Source organism: Micromonospora sp. URMC 107, from assembly GCF_051386315.1.
Classification (GTDB): domain Bacteria; phylum Actinomycetota; class Actinomycetes; order Mycobacteriales; family Micromonosporaceae; genus Micromonospora.
In genome coordinates this window covers 1-13,357 of record NZ_JBPQTK010000023.1, presented here as the reverse complement: position 1 = coordinate 13,357, position 13,357 = coordinate 1, and the positions used below count along the sequence as shown (strand labels likewise).

Annotated in this window: 13 protein-coding genes and 3 tRNA genes; 12 read left to right on the top strand and 4 right to left on the bottom strand. The window is 74.4% G+C overall.

Annotation, left to right across the window (positions count from 1 at the left end; translation table 11 throughout):
* Positions 1 to 2: 2 nt before the first annotated feature.
* Positions 3 to 563: a peroxiredoxin gene (locus ACSNN9_RS08165; RefSeq protein ID WP_121396157.1), complete on the bottom strand. Its 561-nt coding sequence runs from the start codon at positions 561 to 563 to the stop codon at positions 3 to 5.
* A 328-nt stretch (positions 564 to 891) separates the two neighbouring features.
* Here ACSNN9_RS08165 and cimA point away from each other — a divergent pair, with 328 nt between their 5' ends.
* Positions 892 to 2,472: a citramalate synthase gene (cimA, locus tag ACSNN9_RS08160; RefSeq protein ID WP_436672246.1), complete on the top strand. Its 1,581-nt coding sequence runs from the start codon at positions 892 to 894 to the stop codon at positions 2,470 to 2,472.
* A 4-nt stretch (positions 2,473 to 2,476) separates the two neighbouring features.
* On the opposite strand, the gene ACSNN9_RS08155 is transcribed toward cimA, so the two are convergent.
* Positions 2,477 to 3,424 (bottom strand): endonuclease/exonuclease/phosphatase family protein, encoded by a 948-nt coding sequence (locus ACSNN9_RS08155; RefSeq protein ID WP_436672292.1) that lies wholly within the window; start codon positions 3,422 to 3,424, stop codon positions 2,477 to 2,479.
* Positions 3,425 to 3,871: 447 nt separating this feature from the next.
* On the opposite strand from ACSNN9_RS08155, the gene ACSNN9_RS08150 reads away from it, so the two are divergent.
* From ACSNN9_RS08150 to arfB, 7 genes are all read left to right on the top strand, one after another.
* Entirely contained in the window at positions 3,872 to 4,390 is a 519-nt protein-coding gene (locus ACSNN9_RS08150) for a hypothetical protein (protein ID WP_436672244.1), read from the top strand.
* 190 nt (positions 4,391 to 4,580) lie between these two features.
* Positions 4,581 to 5,630, top strand: a complete 1,050-nt coding sequence (locus tag ACSNN9_RS08145; protein ID WP_436672243.1) for an AAA family ATPase — start codon at positions 4,581 to 4,583, stop codon at positions 5,628 to 5,630.
* 29 nt (positions 5,631 to 5,659) lie between these two features.
* A complete protein-coding gene (locus ACSNN9_RS08140) occupies positions 5,660 to 6,646 on the top strand; it encodes a DUF58 domain-containing protein (protein WP_436672290.1) in 987 nt (328 codons plus the stop codon).
* Positions 6,643 to 7,602, top strand: a complete 960-nt coding sequence (locus ACSNN9_RS08135; protein WP_358084593.1) for a VWA domain-containing protein — start codon at positions 6,643 to 6,645, stop codon at positions 7,600 to 7,602. Before ACSNN9_RS08140 ends, ACSNN9_RS08135 begins: the two co-directional genes overlap by 4 nt.
* A 44-nt stretch (positions 7,603 to 7,646) precedes the next feature.
* The gene (locus ACSNN9_RS08130) at positions 7,647 to 8,510 is read left to right on the top strand and encodes a S1C family serine protease (protein ID WP_436672242.1); all 864 of its coding nucleotides are present in this window, start codon (positions 7,647 to 7,649) and stop codon (positions 8,508 to 8,510) included.
* A 109-nt stretch (positions 8,511 to 8,619) separates the two neighbouring features.
* Positions 8,620 to 8,922, top strand: coding sequence for a hypothetical protein (locus ACSNN9_RS08125; RefSeq protein ID WP_436672241.1), 303 nt, complete (start codon positions 8,620 to 8,622; stop codon positions 8,920 to 8,922).
* Positions 8,923 to 8,931: 9 nt separating this feature from the next.
* On the top strand, positions 8,932 to 9,357 hold the full coding sequence (gene arfB / locus ACSNN9_RS08120; RefSeq protein ID WP_436672239.1) for an alternative ribosome rescue aminoacyl-tRNA hydrolase ArfB: 426 nt from the start codon (positions 8,932 to 8,934) through the stop codon (positions 9,355 to 9,357).
* A 69-nt stretch (positions 9,358 to 9,426) separates the two neighbouring features.
* Here the strand turns inward: arfB and ACSNN9_RS08115 are convergent, their stop codons facing one another.
* Both ACSNN9_RS08115 and ACSNN9_RS08110 read right to left on the bottom strand, forming a co-directional pair.
* Complete coding sequence (locus ACSNN9_RS08115) at positions 9,427 to 10,317, bottom strand: 3-methyladenine DNA glycosylase (protein ID WP_436672238.1); 891 nt, start codon at positions 10,315 to 10,317, stop codon at positions 9,427 to 9,429.
* A gap of 34 nt (positions 10,318 to 10,351) precedes the next feature.
* Complete coding sequence (locus tag ACSNN9_RS08110; protein WP_436672236.1) at positions 10,352 to 11,632, bottom strand: hypothetical protein; 1,281 nt, start codon at positions 11,630 to 11,632, stop codon at positions 10,352 to 10,354.
* 195 nt (positions 11,633 to 11,827) lie between these two features.
* Between ACSNN9_RS08110 and ACSNN9_RS08105 the strand changes: the two genes are divergently transcribed.
* The 4 genes from ACSNN9_RS08105 to ACSNN9_RS08090 all read left to right on the top strand — a co-directional run bounded on the left by ACSNN9_RS08105 (position 11,828) and on the right by ACSNN9_RS08090 (position 13,354).
* Positions 11,828 to 12,631, top strand: coding sequence for a fumarylacetoacetate hydrolase family protein (locus ACSNN9_RS08105; protein WP_436672235.1), 804 nt, complete (start codon positions 11,828 to 11,830; stop codon positions 12,629 to 12,631).
* 106 nt (positions 12,632 to 12,737) lie between these two features.
* Positions 12,738 to 12,809, top strand: a tRNA-Gln gene (locus ACSNN9_RS08100).
* A gap of 134 nt (positions 12,810 to 12,943) precedes the next feature.
* Positions 12,944 to 13,016, top strand: a tRNA-Glu gene (locus ACSNN9_RS08095).
* 265 nt (positions 13,017 to 13,281) lie between these two features.
* Positions 13,282 to 13,354, top strand: a tRNA-Glu gene (locus tag ACSNN9_RS08090).
* The last annotated feature ends 3 nt before the right edge of the window (positions 13,355 to 13,357 follow it).

Below are 13,357 nucleotides of genomic sequence, written 5' to 3'. Positions count from 1 at the left end.
GGTCAGGCCCCGGCGCCGGCGAGGAGCTTGGTGGCGTCCAGGGTCTCGCCGCCCTTGTTCCAGTTGCACGGGCAGAGCTCGTCGGTCTGGAGGGCGTCGAGCACCCGCAGCACCTCGGAGACGTTCCGGCCGACCGAGCCGGCGGTCACCATGACGAACTGGATCTCGTTGTCCGGGTCGACGATGAAGGTCGCCCGCTGGGCCACGCCGTCCTCGCCGAGCACGCCGCAGGCGGCGGTCAGCTCGCGCTTGACGTCGCTGAGCATCGGGAACGGCAGCTCGCGCAGGTCCGGGTGGTCCTTGCGCCACGCGTAGTGGACGAACTCGTTGTCCACCGACACGCCGAGCACCTGGGCGTCCCGGTCGGCGAACTCCTCGTTCAGCCGGCCGAACTCTGCGATCTCGGTCGGGCAGACGAAGGTGAAGTCCTTCGGCCAGAAGAAGACGACCCGCCACTTCCCCTGGTGGGACTTGTGGTTGATCGACTCGAACGCCTTGTCGGCGTCCAGCGACACGCAGGCGGTGAGTTCGTACTCGGGGAAGCGGTCACCGACAGTGAGCACAGGTCCTCCTTGACAGCGGCACGAGGCCGGTAACTGGATCGGTTCCAGATACTTCCGCAGCCCCGTTTCCGCCGGGTGGCGGCCGGGTGACTTGTGAAGTCGATCACGAGCGGCGGGTTGTGCCGGCGGGCCGGCCGTCGATGGAGTAGCGCGGCCGTCCCGCCATGTGGATTCTGCCTCCCAAAACCGGGCCCGGGTGGCAGAGTGGCGGTCGTGACCAGCACCCACCTGATTATTCGCACCTAGCGCGCCGGCCTCCCCCTCCGCCGAGCGCGCAGACCTCCCGCATCCGCGGGGGGTCTTTTTGTTGCTCTGAGAAAGGACCCTGATGACGTTCCAGGTGTACGACACCACGCTGCGCGACGGCGCCCAGCGCGAGGGGCTCAGCTACTCGGTGGTCGACAAGCTCGCGGTGGCCCGGCTGCTCGACGAGTTCGGGGTCGGCTTCATCGAGGGGGGCTGGCCCGGGGCCGTGCCGAAGGACACCGAGTTCTTCCGCCGGGCGCGCACCGAGCTCGACCTGACGCACGCGCTGCTGGTCGCGTTCGGGGCCACCCGCCGGGCCGGGGTGGCCGTCGGGGAGGACCCGCAGGTCCGGGGCCTGCTCGACGCGCAGACGCCGGCGGTCGCCCTGGTCGCCAAGGCGGACCTGCGGCACGTCGAGCGGGCGCTGCGCACCACCGCGGCCGAGAACCTGGCGATGGTCCGGGACACGGTGGCGCACCTGGTGGCCGAGGGGCGCCGGGTCTTCGTCGACGGGGAGCACTTCTTCGACGGCTACCGGTTCGACCCGGCGTACACCGCCGCCGTGGTGGAGACCGCGCTCGCCGCCGGCGCCGAGCGGTTCGTGCTCTGCGACACCAACGGCGGGATGCTGCCCTCCCAGGTGAGCGCCGCCGTCGCCGACCTGACCGCGCGGCTGGGCGTCGGCGCGGAGCTGCTCGGCATCCACTGCCAGAACGACACGGCCTGCGCGGTGGCCAACACCGTCGCCGCCGTCGAAGCCGGGGTGCGCCACTTCCAGGGCACCGCCAACGGCTACGGCGAGCGCCCCGGCAACGCGGACATCTTCGCCGTGGTCGCCAACCTCCAACTCAAGCTCGGGCTGCCCGTCCTACCGGAGGGCTGCCTGGGGCAGATGGTGCGGGTCTCCCACGCCATCGCCGAGATCGCCAACATCGCCCCCGACACCCACCAGGCGTACGTCGGGGCCGCGGCCTTCGCCCACAAGGCGGGGCTGCACGCGAGCGCGATCAAGGTGGATCCGCTGCTCTACAACCACGTGGACCCACAGGTGGTGGGCAACGACATGCGGATCCTCATCACCGAGATGGCCGGCCGGGCCAGCGTCGAGCTCAAGAGCCGTGAGCTCGGCCTGGACCTGGCCGGCCATCCGGAGGCGCTGTCGCGGGTCACCCGGCGGGTCAAGGAGCTGGAGGCCGGCGGCTGGTCGTTCGAGGCCGCCGACGCGTCGTTCGAGCTGCTGGTCCGCTCGGAGCTGGACACCTCCCCGGCCAGGCCGTTCGCGCTGGAGTCGTACCGGGTGCTGGTCGAGCACCGGGAGGACGGCGCGGTGGTCTCCGAGGCGACCGTCAAGATCCGCGTACGCGGGGAGCGGGTGATCGCCACCGCCGAGGGCAACGGTCCGGTCAACGCCCTGGACGAGGCGCTGCGGGCCGGGCTGGCCCGGCACTACCCGGAGCTGCGCGACTTCGAGCTGGCCGACTACAAGGTGCGGATCCTGGAGGGCACCCACGGCACCGGCGCGGTCACCCGGGTGCTGCTGGAGACGGTCGACGGCGTCGGCCGCGACTGGACCACGGTCGGCGTGCACCCCAACGTCGTCGAGGCGTCCTGGCACGCCCTCGTCGACGCGCTCACCTACGGCCTGGACCGCGCCCGGGTCTGAGCCGTCACCCGGCCGGAAGGCGCAGTTCGGCCAGGACGGCGCGGTGGTCGCTGCCCGGCACCCGGTGCACGCTGACCGCCCGCACGGCGATCCGCCGGTCGACCAGCACGTGGTCGATGGTCACCGGCGGGATCGGGTCCCCGTCGTACGGGCCCCAGGTGCCGACCAGGCCCGCGCCGGCCTGGTCGGCGGCGTCGACGTAGCCGGTGTCCAGCAGGGCGCGCAGCGGGGCGTGGTCGAGGGTGGCGTTGAAGTCGCCGGCCAGGATCCGCAGCGGCCCGTCCGGGGTGGCGGGCGGCTGCGCCGCCAGGTCGGTGCGCCAGTGGCCGACCTGGTCCACCGCGTACGGGGCCGACGGGTGCGCCGATTCGACCCGCACCGCCGGCGCCCCGGGGACCGCCACCGTGCCGTAGGCCTGGTCGAAGCCCCAGCCACCGCGATTGTGCCGGACGCCGCCCTCGCCGATCGGGAACCGCGCGTAGAGGCCGGAGCCGACGGTGCCGGGCCGTGGGCCGAGCTGCCGGTGGGGGAGCAGCCGGTCCAGGCCGAGCCGGTCCAGCTCCGCCTCGGCCTCCGGGGTGAACTCCTGCACGGCGAGCACGTCGACGCGGTGCCGCCGGACCAGGCCGACCAGCGCCCGCGCGTCGCCGGCCCCGGCGAGCAGGTTGGCGGTCAGCAGCCGCACCGTCGGCCCGGTGACCGGGGGCTGGCCGGACGGCAGGGCCCGGGGCGCCACCACGGCCACCAGGGTCGCCGTGGCCAGCGCCGCGACCACCGCGGGCCAGCGGCGCCGCAGGGCGAGCGCGAGCACCAGCGGCAGCAGGCTCCCGGCGGCGGCGTACGGGGTGAAGGCGAGCAGTTGCACCAGCGGTCCCCGGTCGAGGCCGCCCAGTCGTACCGTCGCCCAGGCGACCCCGGGCGCGACGGCGGCCCAGCAGAGCGCGGTGCGCAACCGCGCCGTCCGGTTGCCTGGCGCCGGCCGTGCGGACTCGATGATCACCCGGTGGAGGGTAGCTCCTCCGCGCCCGCCCGGCGGTCCGGCACGCGCGCCCGGTCGGTGGCCCGGAAGCGTGCACGCCGCCCATTCGTGAATGGCGAAGCGCTCGCTTCTCACAATTTTTCGACCCGGGAACCAGTGATTGACGAAGCGTGATCAACTATTGACGTCCGGCTTTTTCCGGTGCTACCTTCCAGTGGGTTGAGACGTCAAAACTCTGAGTAGTAATCCCAGCTCAGAGCCGGTGAAAATCGTTGTAGCGACAACATCTAGGGTGCGGCCTGAGGTGCGGGCTTCCAGGCGGTTGTCGCTCAGTTTTCCCGGCCCAAGAAATGGAAATCAGCCGTCCCGCCATCGGTGGGACCGGTCGAATCCGCACGGTCAACAAAGGGAGACCCTGTCATGACCACACTCTTCCGACGCAAGGCGGTGGCGGTCGCGTTCACCGCGCTGGCGCTCACCCTGGCCGGGGGCGGGATCGCCGTCGCCCAGCCGGCGGCGCAGGCGCCCGCCGAGGTCGCCGTCCGCCAGCCCGGCTCCGGCAGCCAGCCGGCCGTGACCCCCGCCGAGGCCCGCAAGGCCAAGGCGGCGCTGGCGCAGGGCCCGTCCGCGCTGGCGACCGCGCCGGGCACCGTCGCCTCCGCCGTCGTCAGCAGCGGCGGTACCCTGCTCCGTGGCTCGCCCGAGGTGGTCTCCGCCACCCGGTACGGTCCCGGGCAGTACCAGGTGCTGTTCAACTACAACGTCTCGCTGAAGACGTTCGTGGCGACCATCGGCACCACCGACCCGTACAACGTGCCCCCGGGTGGCGAGGTCTCCGTCGCGCCGCGGCTCCAGACGCCGAACGCGGTCTTCGTCCAGACCCGCACCTCTTCCGGGAGTGCGGCCGACCGGCCGTTCCACCTGGTCATCGCCAACTGATCAACGGATGTGACGGAGGGCCCCTCCCCGCGCCCCAGGCGGTGGGAGGGGCCCTTCCCGTCACGTCGGCCCGGCGCCGGCGCGCCGTCCCTGCCGGGCCGGGTGGCTCGTCCCGGTTCAGGCCCCTAAGGGCCGCCCCGGCGCAGATAATCCGACGTTTGTCCGACCGCCGGCACGGGAAGCAAGCACCGTGACGGACATCTCGGACACCCTGGCCAGCGTGCCCAGCCCGGCCGATCCCGATGCGACCCCGGCCGACCTGGAACAGACGCTCTTCGAGGTCAAACGCGTGATCGTCGGGCAGGATCGGCTCGTCGAGCGCCTGCTCACCGCCCTCATCGCGGACGGGCACTGCCTCCTGGAGGGCGTGCCCGGGGTGGCGAAGACGCTCGCCGCGCAGACCCTGGCCACCGTGGTCGGCGGCACCTTCTCCCGGATCCAGTTCACCCCGGACCTGGTCCCCTCCGACATCGTCGGCACCAGGATCTACCGGGCGTCGCGGGAGGACTTCGACACCGAACTGGGCCCGATCATGGCGAACCTGGTGCTCGCCGACGAGATCAACCGGGCCCCGGCCAAGGTGCAGTCCGCCCTGCTCGAGGCGATGGCCGAGCGTCAGGTCTCCATCGGCGGGCACAGCCATCGGGTGCCGGAGCCGTTCCTGGTGCTGGCCACCCAGAACCCGATCGAGTCGGAAGGGGTCTACCAGCTGCCGGAGGCGCAGCGCGACCGGTTCATGATGAAGGTCGTCGTCGACTACCCGAGCGACGCCGACGAACTCGCCATCCTCTACCGGATGAGCGCCGACCGGCCCGTCGCCCGGCGGGTGCTGGACCCGCAGCGCCTGCGGGACCTCCAGGCCCGCGCCGCCCACGTCTTCGTGCACCACGCGATCGCCGAGTACGTGGTGCGGCTGATCTTCGCCACCCGCGATCCCGGCCGGTTCGGCCTGCCCGAGATCGCCCCGCTGCTCGCGTACGGGGCCAGCCCCCGGGCCACCCTCGGGCTGGTCCGCGCCGCGCGGGCCCAGGCGCTGCTGCGCGGTCGCGAGTACGTGCTGCCCGAGGACGTCCGCGAACTGGCCGTCGACGTGCTCGCCCACCGGCTGGTGCTCTCCTTCGACGCGGTCGCCGACGGGGTGGCCGCCGAGGCGGTGGTCCGGCGGCTGGTGGAGGCCGTGCCGCCGCCCCGCGTCGCCACCGCCCACCCGGAACACGCGGCCGACCTGGCGGCGGCATGAGGTGGCGCGGGGCCACCGCGCCGGCCCTCGTGCCGGCCGACCCGGGACTGGCGGACCTCACCGGAGACCGGCGCCTGCGCCGGCTGGAGCTGACCGTCACGCGCCGGCTCGACGGGCTGCTGCACGGCCGGTACCGCGGCCTGCTGCCGGGGCCGGGCAGCGAGACCGCCGGCAGCCGGGAGTACCGGCCCGGTGAGGACGAGGTGCGTCGGATGGACTGGGCGGTGACCGCCCGCACCACGGTCCCGCACGTGCGCGAGGTCGACGCCGACCGGGAGCTGACCACCTGGCTGCTGGTCGACGCGAGCCCCAGCATGGAGTACGGCACCGCCGAGCTGGACAAGCGGGAGCTGGCCGTGGCGGCCGTCGCGGCGGTCGGCTTCCTCACCGGCGCCGCGGGCAACCGCCTCGGCGCGCAGGTGCTCGGCCCGGACGGGCTGCGCCGCTTCCCGCCCCGCAGCGGGCGTACCCACCTGCTCGGGCTGCTCCGGGCCCTGTTGACCGCACCCCGCGTCGGCGGCCACGACGGGGACGGGCCGGTGCCGACGGGCCCCGACCTGGCCGACGGACTGGCCGCCGTGCACCGGGTGGCGCTGCGCCGCGGTCTCGTCGTGGTGGTGTCGGACCTCCTCGACGGACTGCCCGACGACCCCCGGCAGGCACCGTCCTGGGAGGCGCCCCTGCGCCGCCTCGCCGTGCGGCACCAGGTGCTCGCCGTGGAGGTCACCGACCCCCGGGAGCTGGAGCTGCCGGACGTCGGCCTGGTCACCCTGGTCGACCCCGAGACCGGGCGGCGGCGCGAGGTGTGGACCGGCGACCGGGCGCTGCGCGAGCGCTACGCCGCCGCCGCGACCGCCCAGCGCGACCAGGTACGCCAGGCGCTGCGCCGCAGCGGGGCCACCCACCTGTCGCTGCGCACCGACCGGGACTGGAGCGCCGACATCGTGCGGCACGTGCACGCCCAGCGACGGCTCGCCGCCGCCCCGGCCCGGGCGGTCCGGGGAGGTGCGGCGTGATCTGGCAGTCGCCCGTCCGGCTCTGGCTCCTGCTCGGGGTGCTCGCCCTGGCCGCCGGCTACCTGCTGATGCAGCGCCGCCGCAGCCGGTACGCCGTCCGCTTCACCAACCTGCGGCTGCTCGACCGGGTCGCGCCGCACCGCCCGACCTGGCGGCGGCACCTGCCGGCCGGGCTCTTCCTGGCCATGCTGGCCCTGCTGGTGGTCGGCTTCGCCCGGCCCACGGCGGAGGTCCGGGTGCCCCGGGAACGGGCCACGGTGATGGTCGCCGTCGACGTCTCCACCTCGATGCTCGCCGGCGACGTGGAACCGGACCGGCTCAGCGCCGCCAAGGAGTCCGCCCGGCGCTTCGTCGACGGCCTGCCGGACGAGTTCAACGTCGGACTGGTCGCGTTCGCCGGCAGCGCGGCGGTGCTGGTGCCGCCGAGCACCGACCGGGAGGCCCTGCACGAGGGGATCGAGCGGCTGGTCGAGGGGGCCACCGGGGTGCAGGGCACCGCCATCGGCGAGGCCATCAGCACCTCGCTCGGCGCGGTGAAGGGCTTCGACAGCCAGGCGGTGAAGGACCCGCCGCCGGCCCGGATCATCCTGCTCTCCGACGGGGCGAACACCTCCGGCATGGACCCGATGGAGGCGGCGTCCGAGGCGGTCGACATGAAGGTGCCGGTGCACGCCATCTCGTTCGGCACCCCGGGCGGCACCGTCGACCGGGGCGGCCGGCCGATCCAGGTGCCCGTCGACGGGCAGACCCTGCGCGCGGTCGCCGAGGAGACCGGGGGCGGGTTCCACGAGGCCAGCACCAGCGACGAGCTGCGCGCCGTCTACGAGGACATCGGCACCTCGGTCGGCTACCGCACCGAACGGCAGGACGTCTCGGCCCGGTTCATCGGTCTCGGGCTGGTGTTCGCCATGGGCGCCGCGGCCGGCTCGATGCGCTGGTTCTCCCGGCTGCCCTGAACCCGCACGGCCACCGTCGAGAAGGACACGTGAGGAGCGTACGCATGGCAGTGCAGACCGGGCTGGGCGAACCGCGCGGCCCCTGGTTCATCTCCCCGGAGCTGGATCCGGACGGGCGGGCCCGGTGGGACGGGGCCGGCCCGGACGGTGGCCCGAACCGGCGGGGCCCGGGCGGGCGGGTGCTGGCGGCGCTGGCGGTGGTGGCCCTGTCGACCGCCTCCGGCGCGGTGGCCGGCGGCCTCGTGGCCGGCCGCGACGACCCTCCGGGCCCGGCGGCGGCTTCGGCGGCCCCGGTCCCGGCGGAGCTGGTGACCGCGGCCGGGAAGACCGTGCCGGGAGTCGTCTCGGTGCTCGTGGGCGGGGCCGGCGGGGCCTCGGCCACCGGCTCCGGCTTCGCCGTCGACGACCAACAGCACATCATCACCAACGACCACATCCTGGCCAGGGGACGCAGCGGCTCGGTGACGGTGGAACTGCCCGACGGGCGGCGGTTCGCCGCCGAGGTGGTCGGGCGGGAACCGCGCAGCGACCTCGCCGTGCTCCGGGTGCCGCCGTCGGCCGGCCTGGCGGCGCTGCCGCTGGCGAAGCCGGGCTCCACCCGGGTGGGCGAGCCGGTGCTGGCGGTCGGCTCGCCGCTGGGGCTGCCCGGCACCGTCACCGCCGGCATCGTCAGCGCCCTGGACCGGCAGGTACGCCTCGGCGAGAACCGGCACACCGCCGTGCAGACCGACGCCTCGATCAACCCGGGCAACTCGGGCGGCCCGCTGGTCAACGCGCGCGGCGAGGTGGTCGGGGTGAACACGGCCATCGCCACCATCGACGGCAACGGGTCGATCGGCATCGGCTTCGCCATTCCCATCGAGCAGGTGCAGCGGACCGCCGACACGATCATCGGAAAGGGCGGCTGAGCTGCGGTCACGCCCGCCCGGACGGCCCGGGAATGTGAAAACTGTCGGATACCCGGCGCGGAATGATCGGCCAATGGAAATATCACGCTGAGTATGGATACTGGCGTGGGTGGAGCGTCCTGAATTCGTGGTCCTCCTGCTGGTGGGCCTGTTGATCGGTACCGGGGTGGGGTCGGCGTACGCCCGGGCGCGACGTGGGTGGGCCGACTACCAGACCGTCAGGAAGACCGTGCCCGGCGCGAGGCGCGCCGCGTGGCTGCTGATCAAGGTGGCCACCACGAAGATCGGGGTGATCGCCCTGCTGCTGGTGGGGGCGGTCGCGTACGCCGCCGCCGGCTCCGACGGCAGCCCCGCCCCGCCCGGGCAGACCCCGAGCCCGTCCGCGACCCCGAGCGTCCGCCAGGGGCGTTAGCCTCGGGGAGTGGACGACGGACTGCGGGTGACCGACCGATGGACCGTGCCCGCCGCCGAGCTGCGGGAACGCTTCTCCCGGTCGTCGGGGCCCGGTGGTCAGGGCGTCAACACCACCGACTCGCGGGTCGAGCTGAGCTACGACCTGGCCGCCTCGCCCGGCGTGCCCGAGCCGCTGCGGGCGCGGGCGCTGGAGCGGCTCGCCGGCCGGCTGGTCGACGGCGTGCTCACCGTCACCGCCAGCGAGCACCGGGCGCAGCTGGCCAACCGGGAGGCCGCCCGGGAACGGCTGGCCGCGCTGCTGCGCGAGGCCGCCGCCCCGCCGCCCCCGCCCCGCCGGCCCACCCGCCCCTCGCGCGGCGCGAAGGAGCGCCGGCTGGCCGAGAAGAAGCGCCGGTCACAGCGCAAGCGCGACCGCCGCGTCGACGGCGAGTAGCCCGCGATCCGGCGCCGCCGCCGCGCCCGGCGGTCAGGTGCCCCCGGCCAGGGCGTGGGACTGGCCCGCTCAGTCGTCCACGGTCGACAGCAGGCGGTCGCACTCGGCGACCAGGCGCGCCCGCAGGGGTGCGGCGCGCTCCGCGAACGACCGCTGCGCCCGCACGTACTCGTGCCGACCCTCGACGGTCTCCACCCGCACGGGCGGGTAGCCGAGGGCGGTGAGGTCGTACGGAGAGGCGCGCATGTCCAGCGTGCGGATCTCCCGGGCCAGCTCGAACGCGTCCGCGACCAGCTCGCTCGGCACCAGCGGGGAGAGCTTGTACGCCCACTTGTAGAGGTCCATGTTGGCGTGCAGGCAGCCCGGCTGCTCGTGCGCGTGCTGGGTCTCGCGCGTCGGGGTGAGCAGGTTCAACGGCCGGGCCGGCGCGGTGAAGAACCGGTACGCGTCGAAGTGGCTGCACCGCACGCCGCGCTCCTCGACCACGGCCGCCGTCGCCCCGGGGCTGAGCCGCAGCGGCCACGCGTTGTGGCGTACCTCCTCCTGGGTCTGCCGGTAGACCATGGCCCACTCGTGCATCCCGAAGCAGCCGAGGTGCGCCGGCCGGTCGGCCGTCGCCGCCAGCAGCGCCCGGATCCACCCGATCGACTCGGCGCGCCGCGCGCGTACCGCCGCGGTGTCGAGGGTGAGCCCGGCGGCGGTGGCGCGGTAGTCCCGGCCGAATCCGGCCGGGTCCGCGTCGCGCAGCACCACCCCGGCGCCCGGGTGCCAGCGGCGCAACTGGGCCGGGCGGTGCGAGTAGTAGGTGAAGAGGAAGTCCTCGACCGGGTGCTTCCCGCCCCGGCGGCGACGCGCCAGGTGCGGGGTGAGCCAGGCGTCGACCCGTTCCTCGTGCGCGCGGCGCCGCGCCTGCCACCGCGCCGCGTCGAGCACGGTGGTCGGGGCGAGGGCGGCGGTCACGGACCCCAGGGTACGACCGCCACCGGGCGCCCGGTCAGGGCACGTCCACCCGGACCCCGGCGGAGAACACCCCGCTGCGCAGCTCCAACTGCTCCGGCGGCGCCTGCCCGTCGACCGTGAAGACCAGCGGCAGCACCGCCCGGCTGCCGGCCGCCATCGGCTGGGCGAAGACGTCCCGGCCCTGGTTGGCCGCCCGCGTCGCCTGCTCGTCGGTGCTGACGAAGTTGCCGTCGGGCAGGTACGCCCGTTGCAGCCGGCCGTGCCAGCTCTGCTGCTCGGGGGTGAGGTTGCGCACCCCGACCGTGGCCTCGCACTGCCGGGCCGCCGCGCCGGGCTCGCACGCGACGCGGTACACGGTGAACTCGAACGCCGACTCGCGCAGCGGCTCGCCGACGGCGCCGTTGACCCCCCGGCCGACCCACGCGCCGCCGGTGGGCTGGCTGTCGGTGTCGACGGCGGCGACCTGGCGGGTGGCCGTCCAGGCGGCGGTGCCCACCGTGCCGGCGAGCACGGCGGCGGCCACCGGGACGATCAACCAGACGGACGGCTTGCGACGGATCTGTTCGGGGCGCGGCGCGGCCGGGCGCGGGTAGACCGTCCCCGGCCCCCCGCCGGAGAGGGCCGCGGCGACCGGCCGGCGGCGCCGCCGCCAGGTCCAGGCCCCGCCCACCGCGAGCACCGCCACCGTGGCGAGCCCGGCCAGCAGCACCGGCGTCCGGCGCCACGGTGGCGCCTCGGACCGCCCGGGCGCGGCGGCCGGCGCGCCCGCGTGCCAGGTCGCGGTCGCGCAGTCGTACGGCCGGCTGCCGTCGCGGGCGAAGGCGCAGGCCGGCGCGGTCAGCGGCCGGGCCGGGGCGGCGGTGCTGAGCGCCGTGCCCAGGGTGGTGGTGCTGCGGGCGGGCAGCTTCAGCTGCCAGGTCACCTCGGTGGCCGACTGCCCGGCGCTCCGGGTGGCCCGGCCCCCGTCGGTGATGGCGGTCGCCGAGGCCCCGGGCGGCAGCTCCTGCCGGACGGTGGTGTCCACCGGCGTGCCGCCGGTGTTGCGGACCTGGATCCGGTACCGCGGCGCCGACGTGCTCTCCGGCACCACCGCGACCGTGACCGGCGGCTTCGCCACCGGCGGGGCGGCCCGGGTCGGGGTGGGCACCGCCGGCGGCGCCGACGGCATCGCCGGCTGCGGGGTCGGCGCGAGCACCGGTGGTGGCGCGGCCGCCGCGGGTCGGGCCGCCGTGGGCAGTGCCGGCACGGCGGCGAGAATGCCGAGGCAGTGTACGAACACTGCGAGGGCCCTGTGGTGTCGTGTCGATGCAGGCATACGAACGAACCTCCGGAGCCGACGCTAGGGGCGCGGCGACGCCGGGCGGGTACGAAGTCGCGAATTCCGCCCCCGCGAACGGCCGGTGGCGTAGGGTGCGCGCCCTCCCCGGGTGCCCGGGCGCGCCGCCGGCCGTCCGGTGCGCCACCTTCCCGCCTCGGCCGGGGCGCGGGTGGCCGGGGCTAGATTGGCCTGGTGCGTATCGCTCGTTTTGCTCATGCCAAGGGAATGTCGTTCGGGGTCGTCGAGGGCGAGCCGGAGGCGGGCCCGCAGGGCCTGACCGTCGCCGAGATCGAGGGCCACCCGTTCGGCCAGCTCACCTTCAGCGGTGCCCGTTGGGCGCTGTCGGACGTCCGCCTGCTCTCGCCGATCCTGCCCAGCAAGGTCGTCTGCGTCGGCCGCAACTACGCCGAGCACGCCGCCGAGCACGGCAGCGAGGTACCGAAGGAGCCGCTGCTCTTCCTCAAGCCGTCCACCTCCGTGATCGGGCCCCGCGACGCGATCCGGCTGCCGATCTTCTCCAAGCAGGTCGAACACGAGGCCGAGCTCGCCGTGGTGATCGGCGCGCCGGGCGCCCGCCGGGCCGACCGGGCCGCCGCGGAGCGGGCCATCTTCGGCTACGCCTGCGCCAATGACGTCACCGCCCGGGACCTCCAGCGCTCCGACGGCCAGTGGACCCGCGCCAAGGGCTTCGACTCGTTCTGCCCGATCGGGCCGTGGATCACCACCGGGCTCGACGTCCGCGACCTGGAGATCCGCTGTGAGGTGGGTCGCAACCCGGAGGAGATGGAGGTCCGCCAGCTCGGCCGGACCAGCGACATGGTCTTCGACGTGCCGGCCCTGGTGTCGTACGTCTCGCACGTGATGACGCTGCTGCCCGGCGACGTGGTGCTCACGGGCACGCCGGCGGGGGTTAGCCCGCTGGTGGACGGGGATACGGTCACCGTGCGGATCGAGGGGATCGGGGAGCTGACCAACCCGGTGGTGCCCGTCGCCTGATCCGCGTCGAGACCCGTTTCCGCAGTTCAGGGGCGGTTTGGGGGGCTCGATTTGGCCTGCCGGCGCCGGGAGGGTAAAGTTTGCTCCCGGCACCGCAAGGGGCCAATGGGGTATGGGGTAATTGGCAGCCCGACTGATTCTGGTTCAGTTAGTCTAGGTTCGAGTCCTGGTACCCCAGCGCAGCCGAGGTTCGCGAGAGCTTCGGGCGCTGGATCTCGTAGGAGACGACTCCGGTTCCCGTCAGGGGATCGGGGTTCTCTCTGGTAGAGTCCAGCGGCGCCGCTCGACAGAGCGGTGCCGCAAGCAAGTTCTGGCCCCGTCGTCTAGCGGCCCAGGACGCCGCCCTCTCAAGGCGGTAGCGCCGGTTCGAATCCGGTCGGGGCTACGCACTCGAACGGCCCGTTCCACTCCGGTGGGGCGGGCCGTTCCGCATGTCCCGCACCCGCGTCGCCGCCCTGCGCACGGCCCGACCGGTCGATCGCCCGGTGCCGGTGCCCCGGTCGTGGTGTCGTGTCCCGGTGCCGGTGTCCCGTTGTCGGTGTCCCGGTCTCGTGTCGCCCCGTGCCGGTCGCCCCGATTTCCGCCCCGGAGGGGACGCCGCTAGACTACAGCGGCACCGCTCGGAAGGGCGGTGGAAGCAGTGAAGTCTTGGCCCCGTCGTCTAGCGGCCCAGGACGCCGCCCTCTCAAGGCGGTAGCGCCGGTTCGAATCCGGTCGGGGCTACGC